Source organism: Streptomyces sp. NPDC048277 (assembly GCF_040652235.1).
Lineage (GTDB): Bacteria > Actinomycetota > Actinomycetes > Streptomycetales > Streptomycetaceae > Streptomyces.
On record NZ_JBEZLQ010000016.1, the window covers coordinates 152,968 to 171,794 of the forward strand.

Annotated in this window: 17 protein-coding genes; 8 read left to right on the forward strand and 9 right to left on the reverse strand. The window is 70.8% G+C overall.

The features are described from left to right. The first annotated feature begins 32 nt into the window (after positions 1-32). From AB0D85_RS31370 to AB0D85_RS31395, 6 genes are all read left to right on the forward strand, one after another. Positions 33-1,361, forward strand: coding sequence for a sugar ABC transporter substrate-binding protein (locus tag AB0D85_RS31370; RefSeq protein ID WP_362327873.1), 1,329 nt, complete (start codon positions 33-35; stop codon positions 1,359-1,361). Next, positions 1,358-2,266 (forward strand): sugar ABC transporter permease, encoded by a 909-nt coding sequence (locus AB0D85_RS31375; RefSeq protein WP_362327640.1) that lies wholly within the window; start codon positions 1,358-1,360, stop codon positions 2,264-2,266. Before AB0D85_RS31370 ends, AB0D85_RS31375 begins: the two co-directional genes overlap by 4 nt. Next, the gene (locus AB0D85_RS31380) at positions 2,263-3,201 is read left to right on the forward strand and encodes a carbohydrate ABC transporter permease (RefSeq protein ID WP_362327643.1); all 939 of its coding nucleotides are present in this window, start codon (positions 2,263-2,265) and stop codon (positions 3,199-3,201) included. Before AB0D85_RS31375 ends, AB0D85_RS31380 begins: the two co-directional genes overlap by 4 nt. 23 nt (positions 3,202-3,224) lie before the next feature. Continuing rightward, positions 3,225-4,133, forward strand: a complete 909-nt coding sequence (locus AB0D85_RS31385; RefSeq protein ID WP_362327646.1) for a 5-dehydro-4-deoxyglucarate dehydratase — start codon at positions 3,225-3,227, stop codon at positions 4,131-4,133. Then, a complete protein-coding gene (locus AB0D85_RS31390) occupies positions 4,130-5,377 on the forward strand; it encodes a glucarate dehydratase family protein (RefSeq protein ID WP_362327649.1) in 1,248 nt (415 codons plus the stop codon). The genes AB0D85_RS31385 and AB0D85_RS31390 overlap by 4 nt, the downstream gene beginning before the upstream one ends. Positions 5,378-5,476: 99 nt before the next feature. Further along, on the forward strand, positions 5,477-6,700 hold the full coding sequence (locus tag AB0D85_RS31395; protein WP_362327652.1) for a hypothetical protein: 1,224 nt from the start codon (positions 5,477-5,479) through the stop codon (positions 6,698-6,700). Between the two features lie 150 nt (positions 6,701-6,850). Here the strand turns inward: AB0D85_RS31395 and hflX are convergent, their stop codons facing one another. From hflX to miaA, 6 genes are all read right to left on the reverse strand, one after another. Then, positions 6,851-8,344 carry a GTPase HflX gene (gene hflX / locus AB0D85_RS31400; protein WP_362327654.1) on the reverse strand — a complete coding sequence of 498 codons (1,494 nt, stop codon included), beginning with the start codon at positions 8,342-8,344 and terminating at the stop codon, positions 6,851-6,853. A gap of 170 nt (positions 8,345-8,514) precedes the next feature. Then, on the reverse strand, positions 8,515-9,999 hold the full coding sequence (locus AB0D85_RS31405; protein ID WP_362327657.1) for a M1 family metallopeptidase: 1,485 nt from the start codon (positions 9,997-9,999) through the stop codon (positions 8,515-8,517). Positions 10,000-10,078: 79 nt separating this feature from the next. Further along, entirely contained in the window at positions 10,079-12,208 is a 2,130-nt protein-coding gene (locus AB0D85_RS31410; RefSeq protein WP_362327660.1) for an HD domain-containing protein, read from the reverse strand. Positions 12,209-12,490: 282 nt separating this feature from the next. After that, complete coding sequence (gene dapF, locus AB0D85_RS31415; RefSeq protein WP_362327663.1) at positions 12,491-13,369, reverse strand: diaminopimelate epimerase; 879 nt, start codon at positions 13,367-13,369, stop codon at positions 12,491-12,493. 133 nt (positions 13,370-13,502) lie between these two features. Beyond that, on the reverse strand, positions 13,503-14,012 hold the full coding sequence (locus tag AB0D85_RS31420; protein WP_362327875.1) for a hypothetical protein: 510 nt from the start codon (positions 14,010-14,012) through the stop codon (positions 13,503-13,505). Between the two features lie 106 nt (positions 14,013-14,118). Next, entirely contained in the window at positions 14,119-15,057 is a 939-nt protein-coding gene (gene miaA, locus AB0D85_RS31425; protein WP_362327666.1) for a tRNA (adenosine(37)-N6)-dimethylallyltransferase MiaA, read from the reverse strand. A gap of 182 nt (positions 15,058-15,239) precedes the next feature. Here miaA and AB0D85_RS31430 point away from each other — a divergent pair, with 182 nt between their 5' ends. Together AB0D85_RS31430 and AB0D85_RS31435 are read left to right on the forward strand one after the other, a co-directional pair. Beyond that, positions 15,240-15,554 (forward strand): hypothetical protein, encoded by a 315-nt coding sequence (locus AB0D85_RS31430; RefSeq protein ID WP_362327669.1) that lies wholly within the window; start codon positions 15,240-15,242, stop codon positions 15,552-15,554. Positions 15,555-15,576: 22 nt separating this feature from the next. Then, the gene (locus AB0D85_RS31435; protein WP_362327672.1) at positions 15,577-15,867 is read left to right on the forward strand and encodes an antitoxin; all 291 of its coding nucleotides are present in this window, start codon (positions 15,577-15,579) and stop codon (positions 15,865-15,867) included. A gap of 84 nt (positions 15,868-15,951) precedes the next feature. On the opposite strand, the gene AB0D85_RS31440 is transcribed toward AB0D85_RS31435, so the two are convergent. Genes AB0D85_RS31440 through miaB form a run of 3 tightly spaced genes read right to left on the reverse strand, consistent with a single transcriptional unit; the run spans position 15,952 to position 18,558 of the window. Beyond that, complete coding sequence (locus AB0D85_RS31440) at positions 15,952-16,659, reverse strand: class III extradiol dioxygenase subunit B-like domain-containing protein (RefSeq protein WP_362327675.1); 708 nt, start codon at positions 16,657-16,659, stop codon at positions 15,952-15,954. Positions 16,660-16,689: 30 nt separating this feature from the next. Beyond that, positions 16,690-16,998, reverse strand: coding sequence for a hypothetical protein (locus AB0D85_RS31445; RefSeq protein ID WP_362327678.1), 309 nt, complete (start codon positions 16,996-16,998; stop codon positions 16,690-16,692). Between the two features lie 33 nt (positions 16,999-17,031). Continuing rightward, entirely contained in the window at positions 17,032-18,558 is a 1,527-nt protein-coding gene (gene miaB / locus AB0D85_RS31450) for a tRNA (N6-isopentenyl adenosine(37)-C2)-methylthiotransferase MiaB (protein WP_362327681.1), read from the reverse strand. Positions 18,559-18,827: the final 269 nt, after the last annotated feature.

Below are 18,827 nucleotides of genomic sequence, written 5' to 3' on the forward strand. Positions count from 1 at the left end.
GAGAGTTCACGGATATGAACCCGGAGGTGTCCATGGGCGTACGCCGACGACGTCGCCGCCTGGCAGCCGCCCTCGCCGTGGCGGGACTCGCCTTCGGAACGGCCGCCTGCGGCTCCGGTTCCGACACCGCGGGGTCGGGCGACCCGAACACGCTGGAGGTGTGGACCCGGAGCAACCCGGACCCCGCCGCCACCTACGAACGCGTCTTCGCCGCCTTCACCAAGAAGACCGGTATCAAGATCGACTATCAGCCGGTCATCAACTTCGACCAGCAGCTGCAGAGCCGGGCGTCCACCAAGGACCTGCCCGACGTGATGATCAACGACACGGCGCTGATGGGCAGTTACCAGGCGCAGGGCCTGCTCAAGTCCGTCGACCCGGCATCGATCGCCGGGCACGACCAGATCAGCGCCAAGAGCTGGGCGTCGACCGTCGGACTGGACGGCCGGCACTACGGCATCCCCTACTCCCGTCAGGCCCAGACCCTGATGATCCGCAAGGACTGGCTCAAGAAGCTGGGGCTGAAGGCGCCCACGACCTGGGACGAGATGCTCGGCGTCGCCAAGGCCTTCGCCGACCGCGACCCGGACGGGGACGGCAAGAAGGACACGTACGGCATCGTCGTCCCGGGCAGCGCGCAGAACGGGTACGTCGCCTGGTGGGCCTCCAGTTTCCTGTGGCAGGGCGGCGCGCAGCTCATCGAGCCGGCCGGCAAGGGCACGTACCGCCCGGTCGCCGACTCGGCGGCGGCCGTACGGACCGTCACCTGGCTGAAGGACAACCTCTTCTGCGGTGACAACGGTGTCGTCCAGCCCGGCGCGGTCAGCGCCGTCACCGGCACCGCCACCAACTTCCAGGACGGCAACGCCGGGATGTACATGACCGGTCCGTACAACATCGCCACCTACGACACCACGCCGGGCAAGGACACGTACGAGGTCGTGCCCGCGCCGGCCGGACCGGCGGGCTCCACCGTGCTGGCCGACGGCGAGAACATCTACTTCGGCGCGAAGACCGGGAAGAGCAAGCAGGAAGAGGCACTCGCCGCGTTCCTGGTCTCTCCCGAGGGGCAGCGGCTGGCCATGACCGGCAAGAACCAGCCGGTCGTCCGCATTCCCGTCAACTCCACGCTGGACGCGGCGCAGGTGCGCGGCGACGCCCGCTGGAGCGTCGTACAGAAGGCGTACGAGGACGACTCCGCGCAGTTCCCGAACGCGCCGGACTTCGCCCCGATCAAGCAGGACACCGCCGACAGCCTCAACGCGCTGTTCACCTACTGCGGCAGTGACGTCGGCGCCGGGCTCAAGGAGCTCGACGACACCCTCGCAGGCGACCTCAAGGACCAGGGGCTGCTGAAGTGACCGCGACCATCGACACCTCGCCCCGGCGGCGCGGCCGTTCCGTCCGCAAGGCCCTCGTTCCCTGGCTGTTCCTCGCCCCCGGGCTGCTGCTCGCCCTGGTCTTCAAGTTCCTGCCGATGGGCAAGGGCATCTGGCTGAGCTTCTTCAAGGTGCGCCCGTTCCTCGGTGACACGTGGGTGGGCCTCGACAACTACAGCCGGGTGCTCGGCGACCACCGCTTCCAGGACGCGGTCGGGCACACGCTCGTCCTCGGCATCGGGCAGTCGCTCGGCGCGATCGTCGTCGGCTTCGTGCTGGCGCTGCTGCTGGAGGGCCAGGCCCGGTCCCTGAAGATCATGCGGACCGCCGTCTTCCTGCCGGTCGTCACCGCGACCGCGGTGGTCGGCGAGATGTGGCGGCTGCTGTACTACCCGACCTCCGACGGCGTGATCAACAGCGTGCTGGGCTTCTTCGGCCTCGGCACCACACAGTTCCTCGACAACCCGGACACCGCGCTGTGGTCGACGATGGCCATGGGCATCTGGATGGCCGCCCCCTACAACATGGTGATCATCCTGGCCGGGCTCGCCGGCGTGGACCGGTCGCTGTACGAGGCGGCCGCGATGGACGGGGTCTCGCTCTGGCAGCGGCTGCGGTATGTCACCCTGCCCGCGATCCGCCCGGCGCTCGGTATCGTCCTCACCCTCGCCGCGATCCGCGGACTGCGGGTCTTCACCGAGGTGTACGTGCTGACCTACGGCGGCCCTGCCGGGTCCACCGAGGTCTGGATGACCCGCGCCTACACCCTGGGCTTCACCCGCAATGACATCGGCGGCGCCTCCGCGGCCTCCGTCGTGCTGCTCTGCGTGACGCTGCTGCTCACCGTCACGGTCAACTACCTGCGCAAGAGGGGAGACGTGCGATGAGCGCGCCCGCCATCGATCCCGTCCGGACACCGGCGCCCGCGATCCCCGCCAGGGCGGCGAAGCAGCGGGCCACTCCCGCCCGGTTCGACACCGCCCTCGGCTGGAGCGACCGGCCGGGCGCCGGCTGGGCGCTGCGGATCCTGCTCTGCGCGATCGCCCTCGCCGTCTTCGCCGGGCCGTTCCTGACGATCCTCTCCGGTGCGCTCAGCAAGAACCCCAGCGGCTCCTCGCTGTCGTTCCTGCCGCACCACCCCACGCTGCTGAACATCAAGGTGGCGGGCGAGCGCGGGATCTGGGACTACTTCACCAACTCGCTGGTCATCGCGGGCGGCGCGCTGCTGCTCCAGCTCGCGGTGTCGGTGCTGGCCGCGTACGCCCTGGCCCGGCACAGGTTCAGCGGCCAGGCGCTCGTGCTGACCCTGTTCATGCTGACGATGATGCTGCCCGAGGAGGTCATCGCCATCCCGCTGTCCCTGGTCCTCGGCCATGTGCCGGTGGTCGGCATCGACCTCAAGGGCACGGTGTGGGGCGTGATCCTGCCGCTCGGCGCCTGGGGCTTCTCGGTGATGCTGCTGACCGAGTTCATGAAGGACATACCGGCCGAGATCGAGGAGGCGGCGCGGCTCGACGGCGTCGGCGAGTTCCGGATGCTGTGGCAGGTGATCCTGCCGCTGTGCAAGCCGGCGCTGGGCGTGGCCGGTGTCCTCGGGTTCGTCATGATCTGGGACCAGTACCTGCTCCCGCTGATCGCCTCGAAGGACCCCACCGACTACACGGTCACCGTCGCCCTCTCCATCCTGCGCACGGACCCCGAGGTCGGCTCCGGGGTGGTGCTGGCGGGCGCGGTCGTCGCGCTCGTGCCCAGCCTGATCGTCTATCTGCTCCTCCAGCGCTCGCTGGTCACCGGCATCGCGGCCGGGGCCACCAAGGGCTGACAACCCCCACGTCTGAGGGAGACATGAAGTTCCAAGGAGTGCTGTTCTTCCCGGTCACCCCGTTCGCGGCCGACGGCTCGCTGGACGAGGACCGGCTCGCCCTGCACATCGAGTCCGGGGTGGCGGCCGGGGCCGGGGGCGTGTTCGTGGCCTGCGGCACCGGTGAGTTCCACGCGCTGACCGCCGAGGAGATCGAGCGGGCCACCCGGGTCGCGGTCGCCGTCACCGCCGGCCGGGTGCCGGTGCTGGCGGCGGCGGGCGGCCCCGTCCCGGCCGCCCGCGACCAGGCCGCGCGGATCGGGAGAGCGGGCGCCGACGGGATCCTGCTGCTGCCGCCGTACCTGGTGAGCGCACCGCAGCAGGGCCTGGTGCGGTACGTCGAGGAGGTCACCGACGCCACCGACCTGCCGGTCGTCTTCTACCAGCGCGGCACGGCCCGGCTGACCGAGGACACGGCGGCCGTCATCGCCGCCCTGCCGCGGGTCGTCGGCCTCAAGGACGGCGTCGGCGACATCGAGCTGATGCACCGCGTCGTCCGGGCGGTCCGGGCCGTCCCCGGCGGTGACCGGTTCGCCTTCTTCAACGGCCTGCCGACCGCCGAGATGACCGCGCCCGCCTACCGGGGCGTCGGCGTCGGCCTGTACTCCTCGGCGGTGTTCGCCTTCGCCCCGGAGATCGCTCTCGCCTTCCACCGGGCACTCGAAGAAAACGCCGAGACGGTCGTGCAGACGCTGCTCGACGAGTTCTACGCTCCGTTCGTCCGGCTCCGTGACGAGGTGCCGGGATACGCCGTGTCCCTGGTGAAGGCCGGGGTGACGATCCGCGGCCTGGACGTGGGCGGGGTGCGGGCGCCGCTGCTCGACCCCACGCCGGAGCATGTCGCCCGGCTCGCCAAGCTCATCGATCACGGTCTGGAGGCCGTCACCGCATGAACACGAGAATCCGTGAGCTGATCATCACCCCGATCGCCTTCCGCGACCCGCCGCTGCTCAACTCCAACGGCGTCCACGAACCTCTGGCCCTGCGGATCGTGCTCCAGCTCGTCCTGGAGGACGGCACGGTGGGCCTCGGCGAGTCGCCGGGCGGGACAGCCCGCCTGGAGCGCCTGGAGGCCGCGGCGAAGGTGGTCGTCGGCATGGACGTCTTCGACACGACGGCCGTCGCGGCGGCGATCGACGCGGCCCTGCTGCCGACCGTGCCGAGTTCGCACGAGCGCGGCTGGACCACGAGTGCGGTGGAGGTGGCCTGTCTGGATGCGCAGGGCAAGCTGCTCGGGCGGCCGGTCAGCGACCTGCTCGGCGGCATGGTCCGGGACTCGGTGCCCTTCGCGGCGTACCTCTTCTACAAGTGGGCGGAGCACCCGGCCCTGGACGGCCGCCCTGCGGTCGGCGACGACTGGGGGGCGGCGCTGGATCCGGCGGGGGTCGTCGCGCAGGCGCGGCTGATGCAGGAGCGGTACGGGTTCCGGTCGTTCAAGCTGAAGGGAGGGGTGTTCCCGCCGGACGAGGAGATCGCGGCGATGCGGGCGCTGGCCGAGGCGTTTCCCGGGCAGCCGCTGCGGCTCGATCCCAATGTGGCCTGGTCGGTGGAGACTTCGGAGTACGTCGCCCAGGAGCTCAAGGACGTCCTCGAATACCTGGAGGACCCGACCGCGACCATCGAGGGCATGGCGGCCGTGGCGAAGGAGTCGCCGCTTCCGCTCGCCACCAACATGTGCGTGATCGCCTGGGAGCATCTGAGGCCGGCGGTGGAACAGAATGCCGTCCAGGTGCTGCTGACCGACCACCACTACTGGGGCGGGCTGCGTCGCACCCGTGAACTCGCCGCCGTCTGCGAGGCGTTCGGGCTCGCCCTGTCCATGCACTCCAACTCGCATCTGGGCATCAGCCTGGCCGCCATGACCCATGTCGCGGCGGCGATCCCGAACCTGGACCACTCCTGTGACACGCACTACCCGTGGAACAGCGCCGATGACGTGATCGTCCCCGGTGTGCTGGAGCTGAAGGACGGTGCGGTGAAGGTGCCGACCGGTGCCGGGCTCGGCGTCGAACTCGATCACGAGGCGCTCGACCGGCTGCACCGGCTGTACCTGGAGTCGGGTGTGCGCACACGCGACGACACCGGCTACATGCGGCGCGTGGATCCCACGTACGAACTGCGGTTGCCTCGCTGGTGAGGCCCGTAGCGAAACCGTTGCCCTTCCATCGGAAGTCCCCCACAGCGAGCGCATAGTGTGTGGCGCTGAAGTTCCTTACCGACAGGGGGAGTCACCACCATGCGACCCATTCGGCCGTCGTCCGCCCTTCGCCGTGGAGGGGGCGCGCCCCGTGCGCTGGCGGCCGTCGCCCTCGCCTCGGCGCTGGCACTGACCGCCACCGCCTGCAACGGCTCGGGCAACGACAACGCGGGCGGCCCGGCGTCCGCGTCCGCCACGGCCGACACCGGCGACGGCAAGATCAAGATCCCGGACGACATCAAGAACAAGCTCAAAGAGCACGGGATCGACATCGACAAGTGGAAGAACGGCGCCTGGAAGAACTGGAACAAGGACGACTGGCTGCGCGAGGCCAACGACTTCATCAACCCCATCATCAAGGGCCTGTGGGACCCGAACCGGATGCGGGACGCCAACGACCCGGACAAGAACAAGGGTGTCGACGCCAACGACATCTCCGGTGACCAGGGCGTGACCGATCCGACGCCGGCGCCGGTCCGGGCGAAGGCGGTGCAGCCGACGTACCACACGAGCGCGGCCACTTCCGGGAAGGTCTTCTTCGACTCCCCCGAGGGCACGATGGTCTGCTCGGCGACGGTCGTCGAGGACCCCGCGCACCCCGGCAAGTCCAACCTGGTGTGGACGGCGGGGCACTGTGTGCACGCCGGCAAGAACGGCGGCTGGTACCGCAACATCGCGTTCGTGCCGTCGTACAACGACAAGGGTCTGACGGGTGCGGCGCTGGCGAAGGCGACCCGGTCGGAGATCGCGCCGTACGGGGTCTGGTGGGGTGACGGGGCGCAGACCTCGCAGCAGTGGATCGACCAGGGTGGTGAGACGGGCGGCAACGGCGCGTCGTACGACTACGCCGTGATCCATGTGACGCCCGAGCAGGGTAGTGGCGGCAAGTCCCTTGAGGAGACGGTCGGTTCGGCTCTTCCGGTGAACTTCGACGCTCCGGCCGTTCCGAAGGTGTCGAGCATCACGGCGAAGGGGTATCCGGCGGCGAAGCCGTACGACGGGTCGCTGCTGTACCAATGCGCGGACAAGCCGGGGCGGCTGTCGGTCGACGCGTCGGCGCCGACGATGTACCGGATCGGGTGCACGATGACCGGCGGTGCGTCGGGGGGCGGCTGGGTGGAGACGGGTGCCGATGGCAAGGCGGCGCTGGTGTCCAACACGTCCATCGGGCCGGTGAGTTCGGGGTGGCTGGCCGGGCCTCGGTTGGGGGATGTGGCCAAGGGTGTGTACGAGGCGGTCAGCAAGGAGTTCGCTGATCAGTGAGGGCGGCCGATATCGCCTTGTCGCCGTAGGGGAACTGTGGTTCGGCGGCTGACGGCCGTCGTGGGTTGCTCGCGCAGTTCCCCGCGCCCCCAGGTAAGTGAAGGCCCCGCTCCCCAAAAAAAGGGGAGCGGGGCCTTCACTTACCAATCGTTACGCCAGCGGCGCCGGAACATACGGCGTGAGTTCCGCCGCCAGTTCCTCGTGTACCCGGACCTTGAGGAGCGTGCCCTCCGCGGTGTGCTCCTCGGAGATCACCTCGCCCTCGTTGTGGGCGCGGGCGACCAGCTTGCCGTGGGTGTACGGGACCAGGGCCTCGATCTCCACCGACGGGCGGGGCAGGTCGTTGTCGATCAGGGCCAGCAGTTCGTCGATGCCCTGGCCGGTGCGGGCCGAGACCGCGATGGAGCGCTTCTCGTTGCGCAGCAGCCGCTGCAGGACCAGCGGGTCCGCCGCGTCAGCCTTGTTGATCACGACGATCTCGGGTACGCCGGTCGCGCCGACGTCCCTGATCACCTCGCGCACGGCGGCGAGCTGCTCCTCCGGGACCGGGTGCGAGCCGTCGACCACGTGCAGGATCAGGTCGGAGTCGCCGACCTCCTCCATGGTGGAGCGGAACGCCTCGACCAGGTGGTGGGGCAGGTGACGGACGAAGCCGACCGTGTCCGCCAGGGTGTAGACGCGGCCGCTCGGGGTCTCGGCTCGGCGGACTGTCGGGTCCAGGGTCGCGAACAGGGCGTTCTCGACCAGGACGCCGGCGCCCGTGAGGCGGTTGAGCAGCGAGGACTTGCCGGCGTTGGTGTAGCCCGCGATGGCGACGGACGGCACCTTGTTGCGGCGGCGCTCCTGGCGCTTGATCTCGCGGCCGGTCTTCATGTCCGCGATCTCGCGGCGCATCTTCGCCATCTTCTCGCGGATCCGCCGCCGGTCCGTCTCGATCTTGGTCTCACCGGGACCACGGGTGGCGAGGCCGCCGCCCTTGCCGCCGCCCATCTGCCGGGACAGCGACTGACCCCAGCCTCGCAGCCGCGGCAGCATGTACTGCATCTGCGCGAGCGAGACCTGCGCCTTGCCCTCCCGGGACTTGGCGTGCTGGGCGAAGATGTCCAGGATCAGGGCGGTCCGGTCGATGACCTTGACCTTGACGACGTCCTCCAGCTGGATCAGCTGGCCCGGGCTCAGCTCACCGTCGCAGATGACGGTGTCCGCGCCCGTTTCGACGACGATGTCGCGCAGCTCCAGGGCCTTGCCGGAGCCGATGTAGGTGGCCGGGTCGGGCTTGTCGCGGCGCTGGATGACGCCGTCGAGCACGAGCGCGCCCGCGGTCTCCGCGAGGGCGGCGAGCTCCGCGAGGGAGTTGTCCGCGTCCTGCACGGTGCCGGAGGTCCATACCCCGACCAGCACGACCCGCTCCAGGCGGAGCTGTCGGTACTCGACCTCGGTGACGTCCTCGAGTTCGGTGGAGAGGCCGGCCACGCGGCGCAGGGCCGCGCGCTCGGAACGGTCGAACTGGTCGCCGTCCCGCTCTCCGTCGATCTCGTGGCTCCAGGCGACGTCCTCTTCCATCAGGGCATCGGCCCGAAGACCGTCGGGGTAGTCCTGCGCGAGGCGCCTGGTGTCCTGGGAAGGGGAAGAAGAGGAGGTCATTGGGTCCTTTGCATCGATGGGATTGCCGAAACCGGCGGGTGTCGTCCTGACAACCCTCCAACGTACGAATACCCCGGGAGATTCCCCGCGACCCGTACCGCGCCGGCCCCATGATGGTCGCACGGTACGCCCCGCCCCGGCACCGTGTTATTCCGGGGGCCGCCCCGCCGTCACTTCCGGGGTTTCTGCTTCTCCGGGGCCGGGACCTGCTTCCAGTCCGGGTGGCCGGGCATCGGCGGGGTCTTCGCGCCGTACAGCCAGGCGTCGAAGAAGCCGGTGAGGTCGCGGTTCGCGACCGCGGAGGCCAGGTGGACGTAGTCGGCGGTGGTCGCCGTGCCGTCCTTGTGCCGCTGGACCCAGATCCGCTCCAGGCGCTCGAAGGCGGGCTTGCCGATCTCCTGGCGCAGGGCGTAGAGGGCGAGGGCCGCGCCGTCGTAGATGTTCGGGCGGAAGATACCGATCTTCTGTCCGGGCTTGGGCGGCTTGGGCATGGCGGGCGGTCCGCCCTCGGCGCGCCAGCGGTCGGAGGCGCCGTACGCCGCCTTCATGCGGTTGATCATGGGCTGGTGGCCCTTCTCCTCCGCGTACAGCTCCTCGTACCAGGTGGCGTGCCCCTCGTTCAGCCAGACGTCCGACCAGACGTGCGGGCTGACGCTGTCGCCGAACCACTGGTGGGACAGCTCGTGCACCATGATCGACTCGATGTACCACTTGGGGTACGCGGGCTCGGTGAACAGGTTCTTCTCGAAGAGGGAGAGGGTCTGGGTCTCCAGCTCGAAGCCGGTGGCGGCCTGGGCCATGAGCACGCCGTACGTCTCGAACGGGAACGGCCCGACCTTGCTCTCCATCCACGCGATCTGGTCCGGGGTCTTGGCCAGCCACGGTTCGAGCTTCTTGACGTCCGCGCTCGGGACGACGTCACGCACCGGCAGCCCGTGCGGTCCGGCGCGGTGCAGTACGGCGGAACGGCCGATGGAGACCTGGGCGAGCTCGGTGGCCATGGGGTGCTGGGTGCGGTAGGTCCAGGTGGTGGTGCGGCCGGTCCGGGCGGAGTCGGTGGGGAGGCCGTTGGCGACGACGGTGTAGCCGTTCGGGGCGGTGATGTGGAAGGTGAACATCGCCTTGTCGGACGGGTGGTCGTTGCACGGGAACACCAGGTGGGCGGCGTCGGCCTGGTTGGCCATGGCGAGCCCGTCCGTGGTGCGCACCCAGCCGCCGTCCTGGCCCTTGGCGGGCACCGGGTCGCTGGTGTGCTTCACGGTGATCCGCGTCCAGCTGCCCTGCCGCAGCGGCCGGTCGGGGGTGACGACCAGGTCCTCGTCGGCGCTCGCGAAGGCGGCGGGCCGGCCGTCGACCTGCACGGACTCGACCTTGCCGTGCGCGAAGTCGAGGTTGAGCCGGTCCAGGTCGGTGGTCGCCCAGGCGTCGATGGTGGTGACGGCCTGCAGCGGCTTGTCGTTGCTGCCGGGATAGGTGAAGGAGAGGTCGTACGACGCCACGTCGTACCCCGGGTTGCCGAGGTACGGGAAGAGCCGGTCACCGACGCCGAGCGGGACCGGCGGGGCGCTCGCTCCGACGAGGACGACGGAGACGGCGGAAGCTAGGAGGGCGGCCTTCCAGGGCCGGGGCGGGCGGGTGCGCAGGGTGAAAGGCATGGATCACCGCTACCAGCGCACACGTGACCCCGGAGGACAATCCACGACCAAACCACTCGAACGTGTTCCTCCGGGTACCTCACTGGTGTTGCGCACGTCCGACGTCGTACACACCCGGCACGTTGCGCATCGCGCGCATCAGGGCGGGGAGGTGGGCCGCGTCGGGGAGCTCGACGGTGTAGGTGTGGCGGACGCGCTGCTGACTGGGGGGTTCCACGGTCGCCGAGACGATCTCGGCGCCCTCCTGGGCCATGGCCTCGGTGAGGTCGGCGAGCAGATGGGGGCGGCCGAACGATTCAGCGACCAGGGTGACCCGGCAGCCGGTGCTGTCGCCCCAGCTCACGGCGGCCTCGGGCCGTCCGGTGCTCTTCATGTGCGCCACGGCGGCGCACTCCACGCGGTGCACGGTGACCGCTCCCCCGCGCACGACGAAGCCGGTGACCTCGTCGGGCGGTACGGGGGTGCAGCAGCCGGCCAGCCGTACGGTCGCGCCGGGGCGGTCGGCGACCACGGCGCTGGCGGTGCGGGGGGCGGGGGCCTGCGGCTCCGGCACGGGCCGCGTGGGTACGGCCGCGGGGGCCGGCGGCTCCTCGGCGCTGTCCGGGTGGGTGGCGAGCCAGCGCTGGATGGCGATCCGGGCCGCCGGGGTGTGGGCGTGCTCCAGCCACTCCCGGGAGGGCTCGGAGGCCGGGTCCTGGCCCATCAGGAGCTGGACGGTGTCGCCGTCCCTGAGGACGGTGCTGAGGGTCGCGAGACGGCCGTTGACGCGGGCGCCGATACAGGCGTGGGCGTCCTCGCCGTACTGGGCGTAGGCGGCGTCGACACAGGTGGCGCCCTCGGGGAGGCCGAGGGTGCCGCCGTCGGGGCGGAAGACGGTGATCTCACGGTCCTGGGCGAGGTCCTCGCGCAGGGTGGACCAGAAGGTGTCGGTGTCGGGGGCCGCCTTCTGCCAGTCGAGGAGGCGGGAGAGCCAGCCGGGGCGGGTGGGGTCGGCGCGCTCGCCGTCGGCCGGGTCTTCGGGGGTCTCCGAGACGGGGGCGTCGGAGGCCGGGGCGTAGGGGTTGCCGAGGGCGACGACTCCGGCCTCGGCGACCTTGTGCATCTGGTGGGTGCGGATGAGGACCTCGGCGACCTGGCCGTCGGCGCGCGCCACCGCCGTGTGCAGCGACTGGTACAGGTTGAACTTCGGTACGGCGATGAAGTCCTTGAACTCCGAGACCACCGGGGTCAGACAGGTGTGCAGCTCGCCGAGGACGGCGTAGCAGTCCGCGTCCTCGTTGACGAGCACCAGCAGCCGCCCGAAGTCGGCGCCGCGCAGCTCGCCGCGTTTGCGGCTGACGCGGTGGACGGAGACGAAGTGCCGTGGCCGGATGAGGACTTCGGCGGGGATGTCGGCCTCGCGGAGCACTCCGCGCACCTCGTCGGCGATCCCGGCGAGGGGATCGTCGGCGCGGGCCGCGTTCTCGGCGATCAGCCCCCGGGTGTGCTCGTACTCCTCGGGGTGCAGGATCGCGAAGACCAGGTCCTCCAGTTCGGTCTTCAGGGCCTGCACGCCGAGCCGTTCGGCGAGCGGGATGAGGACGTCCCGGGTGACCTTGGCGATGCGTTCCTGTTTCTCGGGGCGCATCACGCCGAGGGTGCGCATGTTGTGCAGACGGTCGGCCAGCTTGATCGACATCACCCGGACGTCGCTGCCGGTGGCGACGAGCATCTTCCGGAAGGTCTCGGGTTCGGCGGCGGCCCCGTAGTCGACCTTCTCGAGTTTCGTCACCCCGTCGACCAGATAACGGACCTCCTCGCCGAACTCCTCGCGCACCTGATCGAGCGTCACCTCGGTGTCCTCGACCGTGTCGTGGAGCAGAGACGCCGTCAGGGTCGTGGTCTCGGCGCCGAGTTCGGCGAGGATCAGGGTGACCGCGAGGGGGTGCGTGATGTACGGCTCGCCGCTCTTGCGCATCTGGCCGCGGTGCGAGGACTCGGCCAGGACGTAGGCGCGGCGCAGGGGTTCGAGGTCGGCATCGGGGTAGTGGGCCCGATGGGCCTCGGCGACATGGCCGATGGCGTCGGGGAGTTTGCCCCGGGCGGCGTTGCCGAGCAGCGCGGCCCGGCCGAGCCGGCGCAGGTCGATCCGAGGGCGGGCCTTCCTGCGGACCGCCGCCGCGGGCACAACAGGACCGGGCGTCGCAGGGTTCGTGGCCTCCGCACTCATGGGCACACCTCCGGCTCGTGGACCGGCGGACGGGGCCCCAGGGCATACGTGGCTCAGGGATTGGCGACGTCCCCCCGTCCGTGCCGGTGCTTGATGCTACCGAGCCCATCGCGCCCGATTGACCGGCTCCCGCCGAGCGTGAAACGGATCACCCAATCGAGCGACGATTTGGAGGTTTACGGTTTTGCGCCACCTGTTCGGGGGGTGGCCGACGTTTCTCGCCGCCGAGGGCAACACGGGCCGTGGATCCGGGCGTTGGACGGCCGCCCGGACCACGGTTCACTACGCTCGGCCGGCTCGGCGGACGGCGTTTTCCAGCCACTCGGCGTCGATCTCGCCCTCGGCCACGATCACGGCCGGACCGGTCATCTCGATCTCTCCGTCGGGCCGTTCGGTGATGACGAGCCGTCCGCCGGGCACGTCCACGGTGTACGTCACCGGGGTGCCGGTGGCGGCGGGGTCGGACCCGTCACGGCGGATAGCGGCCACGGCGACCGCGCAGGCGCCGGTGCCGCAGGAGCGGGTCTCGCCGGCGCCGCGCTCGTGCACGCGCATCGCGACATGGCGGGGGCCGCGGTCGACGACGAACTCGACGTTGACCCCTTCGGGGTAGGCCGACGGGGGGCTGAAGGGGGGCGGGGTGTAGAGGTCGCCGGCGTGCGCGAGGTCCTCGACGAAGGCGACGGCGTGCGGGTTGCCCATGTTCACGTTCCGCGCGGGCCAGGTGTGCTCGCCGACGGTCACCGTGATGTCGCCCTCGGGGAAGCCGGCGGCGCCCATGCCGACGGTGACGTCGCCGTCCTTCGCGATGTGCACGGTCTTCACGCCGCCGCGCGTGGCGACGGCGAGGTCGCCCTCGGTCACCCGGCCGGCGTGCTGGAGGTAGCGGGCGAAGACACGGACGCCGTTGCCGCACATCTCGGCGATCGAGCCGTCGCCGTTGCGGTAGTCCATGAACCACTCCGCGTCGGCGGCCATCCCCTTGGCCTCGGGGTGCGCGGCGGACCGGACGACGTGCAGCACGCCGTCCGCGCCGATGCCGGCCCTGCGGTCGCAGAGGGCGGCGACGGTGGCCGGGGTGAGGTCGAGGGCGTTCTCCGGGTCAGGGACGATCACGAAGTCGTTCTCGGTGCCGTGGCCCTTGAGGAAGGGGATGCTCATTCTTCGAGGGTACGGGAGGGGTGGGTCGTCTTCCGGCTGCGGGCCGGTGGGGGCTGGTCGCGCCCACGCGGCGGAGCCGCATATCGATACAGCCCCGCGCCCCTGAGGGGCGCGCCTCAGCGAGGGACGCTCGTCAGCGGAGCCTTGCTACTCGCCAGACAGCCAGTACGGCCACGACCGCCACCAGCAGGATGTAGCCGATCACCACGCGCCAGTCGGGCCTGCGGCCCGAGCCCTTCTCGGGGAAGCCGGGCAGGGTGGAGCCGACCCTGCGGGCCGCCATCATTCCCCAGCCCGCGGCGCAGGAGCAGATCAGCAGGCCCAGCATCGCGATCACGGCTCCGCTGTCGCCGAAGTCGAAGGCCAGCGGGAACGCGAACATCAGGGAGCCGACCGCGGCCAGGGCCACGATGGGGGCGAGCTGCCACAGGCGCAGACGGCGCTGTGGACGGAGTTCGACCTCGACCTCGGGGCCGCTCGCGAACATCTCCTCCGGCTCGGGGCCGTCGTCGGTCACGCCGCCGCCCACGCCGGTGTCGTCGGGACCGTCGGAGCTCAGCCGGACCTCGGCCTCGTCCGGTTCCATGGGCCCGACTGCGACGTGCTCGGTGTCTTGTGCGGTGTCGCGAGGGCCGGCCTCCATCGCCACGCGCCCTCCCAACTAGGACTCCACTTGCGATCGAAGCTCGATGATGGCACGGCGTCGGAGGCCACGATGACCGGTGGCGCATCCCGATGCCATGACGTGATCAGGCTGTGACCGGTCGTTCGAGCAACGCCAGGGCCAGCCGCGGAAGTTCCTCGCGGTCCGCCGCGGCCCCACTCAACCAGTGCACCCGGGGATCGCGCCTGAACCATGAATCCTGGCGGCGCGCGAAGCGCTTGGTGGCACGGACGGTCTCCGCCCGTGCTTCCGCTTCCGTGCACTCCCCGGCGAGCGCCGCCAGGACCTGCTGGTAGCCGAGGGCGCGCGACGCCGTGCGGCCCTCGCGCAGCCCGTGCGCCTCCAGTGCGCGCACCTCGTCCACGAGCCCGGCCTCCCACATCCGGTCGACGCGCAGCGCGATGCGCTCGTCGAGCTCGGGGCGGGCCACGTCGACGCCGATCTGGACGGTGTCGTAGACCGAGTCATGGCCCGGGAGGTTGGCGGTGAAGGGCTGGCCGGTGATCTCGATCACCTCCAGGGCCCGGACGATACGGCGTCCGTTGCTGGGCAGGATGGCGCGCCCGGCCTCCGGGTCGGCGGCGGCCAGCCGGGCGTGCAGGGCGCCGGAGCCGCGCAGTGCGAGCTCTTCCTCCAGGCGGGCCCTGACCTCCGGGTCGGTGCCGGGGAACTCCAGGTTGTCGACGGCGCCGCGGACGTAGAGCCCGGAGCCGCCGACCAGGACCGGCCAGCGGCCCTCGGCGAGCAGGGCGTCGATACGGGCGCGGGCGAGCCGCTGGTACTCGGCGACGGAAGCGGTGACGGTGACGTCCCAGATGTCGAGCAGGTGGTGCGGGACGCCTGCGCGCTCCTCGGGCGTCAGTTTGGCGGTCCCGATGTCCATCCCCCGGTACAGCTGCATGGAGTCGGCGTTGACGACCTCGCCGCCGAGCCGTTGGGCCAGGAAGACGCCGAGGTCGGACTTTCCGGCCGCGGTGGGGCCGACGACGGCGATGACACGGGGGGCGGGGGGTGCGCTGCTCACCGCACCAGTCTTGCAAACCTCGCGAGCGGCTCTCGAACGAGTTACGTGACGGCCCGTGTCCGGCTTCGTTGCCCGTTGCGAGATTCCCGTTTCCGCTGCCGGGAGGCGGTGACCGGCGCGGCGCAAACGGACGCACCGGGTCACGCGGGATTTCGCTCGCACGAGTAACGTATGGAGTGGATATGGGCGTTTTTGCACGACTCCTCGGAAAGAAGTCGAAGGCGACGGAGGAGCCGGACGCCGAGGCACCGGCCGGCACCGAGCCGAACGGGTCCGCGGCGGAGAACGCGGCGGAGGAGGCGGCAGGGACGGCTGCGCTGAAGGGGTCGGGGAAGAACGACGGCGGGAGCACGGACGCGGAGACGGACCCGGCGACGGACCGGGTGCCGGACCCGGAGCCCGTTGCGGTGACCGCCGTCGAGAGCACCGAGATCCCCAAGCAGCAGTCCGCCAAGGAGGCCGCCGACAACGAGGCCGGCGAGAGCGCCCGCACATAACGGCCCGCGAGGAAGGTGGACCATGGGTCTTTTGGACAATTTGAAGGCCAAGCTCGCCCCGGCCAAGGACAAGGCCTCTCACCTCGCGCAGCAGCACGAGGACAAGATCGACAAGCTCCAGCACGGCATCGACAAGGCCGCGCAGGTCGTCGACGAGAAGACCAAGGGCAAGTACAGCGACAAGATCCACACGGGTACGGGCAGGGCCAAGGGCGCCATGGACCGGTTTGTGCACCCGGACGCCACTGGTGCGGCCGGGCCGACCGACCCCACCACCCCGACCCGGCCGGAGGGCCCGCCGTCGGCTTCCTGAGCCGGCCCGAGCAGGCGCGTCATGCAGATCGGCGGACGGCCGAGAGTCACCCGACTCCCGGCCGTCCGCCGTTTCACGCAGCGCTCAGGACCAGGCCGCCACGAGGTAGCCGACGCCGTACGGCGCGTCGTCGTAGAGCAGGGCCCCGGCGAGGTCAGCGTTCTCGGCCGCGCCGGCCAGGACCTGCCAGGGGGCGCGGCCGCCGGCCTTGAGCTCGTACGCCAGCTCGGCGTCGAGGTTCTTGATCGCCGTGAGGTCGGCCGCGCCGAGCGCCCGGGCGGCCTCGGCGTCGAAGGGGGCCGCGCGCTCGTCGAGATAGCCGGGCGCCTTGAGCGTGCGACAGGCGCTGGCGTCGCCCATGACCAGCATGCCCACCCGGGCGGCCCGGGCGGCGATCTCGCGCCCGACGTCAAGGCACCGCGCCGTCTCCAGGGGTTCCCCGACGCCCAGCCCCTCGATGGGGGCGTCGGCCCAGCCGGTGCGCTCCAGCAGCCAGGCGGCGACGGCGAGCGACGGCGGCAGCTCCCGCTCACCCGGCTCGCCGGTGCCGAGCCGTACGCCGACATCGACGCCGAAACGGCCGAAGCCGCCCCGGGTGCCCTGCGGATGCGGACCCCGTCCGGCCTGCTCGGCGGGTCCGACGACCACGAGGAGGTCGGGCCGGGCGGCGGCGAGCACACCGAGCGCATCCGTGCAGGCGGCGCGCAGGGCGTCCAGTTCGTCGGCGGCACCCGCGGCCACCTCGGGGACGAGGAGGGGCGGGCAGGGGCAGACTGCGGCGGCAACCAGCATGATCGGCAGCCTACTGCCAGGCCTCCCGCTTCAAGGCCCCACCTGCTTCCAGGCCCAGGGCCAGGACTCCGGATGGGTGCTCCACGCCAGTTCGGCGAGCCGGTACGTCACACGGTGTGTGGACATCGCGCCCTCGATGTTCGCGTAGTACGCGTCCCCGTCCCCGATCCGGTAGACCTGTCGGCGCTTCTGGCGCAGGCCGACGCCCGGACGGTGGGTACAGGCGATCTCGTACAGGCGGGCGCGGGCCTCGTCCCGGGTGCCCTCGAAGTACGCCACCTCCTCGACGCCGTCATGGTTTCCGACATGACGGTCGGCGATCACCACCCAGCGCCCCATCCCTGCCCCCTCCTGGATGGACCCGGCGCGCACTCAGTGCGCGGCGCAGCCCCCGGTCGCCGCCGGCAGCGGCTCCGGTACCCCGATCTTCGGCAGCCCCAGCATGACACCCGCCGGCTTCGCCGCCTCCGCGGCGTTCCGCTTCTCCCAGGCGTCGCCCGCGCGGGTGCGCCGTACGCCGAGGACCGCGCCCTCGGCGAGGAGGTGGTGCGGGGCGGCGTACGTGATCTCGACCGTGACGACGTCGCCCGGGCGGACCTCCTGGCCGGGCTTGGTGAAGTGGACCAGGCGGTTGTCGGGGGCGCGGCCGGAGAGACGGTGGGTGGCGCCGTCCTTGCGGCCCTCGCCCTCGGCGACCATCAGCTCCAGGGTGCGGCCGACCTGCTTCTTGTTCTCCTCCCAGGAGATCTCCTCCTGGAGGGCGACAAGACGCTCGTAGCGCGCCTGGACGACCTCCTTGGGGATCTGGTTCTCCATGGTCGCGGCCGGGGTGCCGGGGCGCTTGGAGTACTGGAAGGTGAAGGCCTGGGTGAAGCGGGCCTCGCGCACGACGTGCATCGTCTGCTCGAAGTCCTCCTCGGTCTCGCCGGGGAAGCCCACGATGATGTCGGTGGTGATCGCGGCGTGCGGGATGGCGGCGCGGACCTTCTCGATGATCCCGAGGTACCGGTCCTGCCGGTAGGACCTGCGCATCGCCTTGAGCACGGTGTCCGAACCGGACTGCAACGGCATGTGGAGCTGCGGCATGACGTTCGGGGTCTCCGCCATGGCCGCGATCACGTCGTCCGTGAAGTCACGGGGATGCGGGGACGTGAACCGCACCCGCTCCAGCCCCTCGATGCCCCCGCACGCCCGCAGCAGCTTGCTGAAGGCCTCGCGGTCGCCGATGTCGGAGCCGTACGCGTTGACGTTCTGCCCGAGCAGCGTGATCTCGGAGACGCCCTCGCCGACCAGGGCCTCGATCTCGGCGAGGATGTCGCCGGTGCGGCGGTCCTTCTCCTTGCCGCGCAGGGCCGGGACGATGCAGAAGGTGCAGGTGTTGTTGCAGCCGACGGAGACCGAGACCCAGGCGGCGTAGGCGCTCTCCCGCCGGGTCGGCAGCGTGGAGGGGAACGCCTCCAGCGACTCGGCGATCTCGACCTGGGCCTCTTCCTGGACCCGGGCGCGCTCCAGCAGGACCGGCAGCTTGCCGATGTTGTGCGTGCCGAAGACGACGTCGACCCAGGGCGCCTTCTTGACGATCGTGTCCTGGTCCTTCTGCGCCAGACAGCCGCCGACCGCGATCTGCATACCGGGGCGGGAGACCTTCTTGGGCGCGAGGCGGCCGAGGTTGCCGTACAACCGGTTGTCGGCGTTCTCACGGACCGCGCACGTGTTGAAGACGACGACGTCCGCGTCACCGTCCGACCCCTCGGGGGCACGTACGTACCCGGCCTCCTCCAGCAGCCCGGACAATCGCTCGGAGTCGTGGACGTTCATCTGGCACCCGTAGGTACGGACTTCGTAGGTCTTGGGTGCTGCTACGTCCACTGCGAGACTCCGGTCGCTGCTGATGGTCATGGGTCAAGGGTAGGCGCTCGCCGGAAGAGCCCACCTCCACGTTGTTACAACCTCTGTCCGACGGAGTCTTCTCCGCAGTGCGCACAGCGCTGACGGGTGCGATTCGAGCGAGGACGACGTGAGGAGGCAAGGCAGAGACCAGGGCCGCCCGTGCCGGCCGGCCGCCGCTCGCCGGCCCGAAACTGCCGGGCTCCGTTCACGAGTAGGCGGTTCCCGGAGACCCCAGGCGCGCCGCCCCTCCTGCCGGGCAGTACATAGCGGCTACCGCC

Bases quoted from the DNA above. Each gene is read 5' to 3' on its own strand.
- AB0D85_RS31390 (WP_362327649.1), top strand. From the start codon at position 4,130: ATGAACACGAGAATCCGTGAGCTGATCATCACCCCGATCGCCTTCCGC.
- AB0D85_RS31435 (WP_362327672.1), top strand. From the start codon at position 15,577: ATGGGTCTTTTGGACAATTTGAAGGCCAAGCTCGCCCCGGCCAAGGAC.
- AB0D85_RS31370 (WP_362327873.1), top strand. From the start codon at position 33: ATGGGCGTACGCCGACGACGTCGCCGCCTGGCAGCCGCCCTCGCCGTG.
- dapF (WP_362327663.1), bottom strand. From the start codon at position 13,369: ATGAGCATCCCCTTCCTCAAGGGCCACGGCACCGAGAACGACTTCGTG.
- AB0D85_RS31445 (WP_362327678.1), bottom strand. From the start codon at position 16,998: ATGGGGCGCTGGGTGGTGATCGCCGACCGTCATGTCGGAAACCATGAC.
- AB0D85_RS31430 (WP_362327669.1), top strand. From the start codon at position 15,240: ATGGGCGTTTTTGCACGACTCCTCGGAAAGAAGTCGAAGGCGACGGAG.
- AB0D85_RS31410 (WP_362327660.1), bottom strand. From the start codon at position 12,208: ATGAGTGCGGAGGCCACGAACCCTGCGACGCCCGGTCCTGTTGTGCCC.
- AB0D85_RS31380 (WP_362327643.1), top strand. From the start codon at position 2,263: ATGAGCGCGCCCGCCATCGATCCCGTCCGGACACCGGCGCCCGCGATC.
- AB0D85_RS31405 (WP_362327657.1), bottom strand. From the start codon at position 9,999: ATGCCTTTCACCCTGCGCACCCGCCCGCCCCGGCCCTGGAAGGCCGCC.
- AB0D85_RS31385 (WP_362327646.1), top strand. From the start codon at position 3,225: ATGAAGTTCCAAGGAGTGCTGTTCTTCCCGGTCACCCCGTTCGCGGCC.
- AB0D85_RS31420 (WP_362327875.1), bottom strand. From the start codon at position 14,012: ATGGAGGCCGGCCCTCGCGACACCGCACAAGACACCGAGCACGTCGCA.
- AB0D85_RS31395 (WP_362327652.1), top strand. From the start codon at position 5,477: ATGCGACCCATTCGGCCGTCGTCCGCCCTTCGCCGTGGAGGGGGCGCG.
- hflX (WP_362327654.1), bottom strand. From the start codon at position 8,344: ATGACCTCCTCTTCTTCCCCTTCCCAGGACACCAGGCGCCTCGCGCAG.
- miaB (WP_362327681.1), bottom strand. From the start codon at position 18,558: ATGACCATCAGCAGCGACCGGAGTCTCGCAGTGGACGTAGCAGCACCC.
- AB0D85_RS31440 (WP_362327675.1), bottom strand. From the start codon at position 16,659: ATGCTGGTTGCCGCCGCAGTCTGCCCCTGCCCGCCCCTCCTCGTCCCC.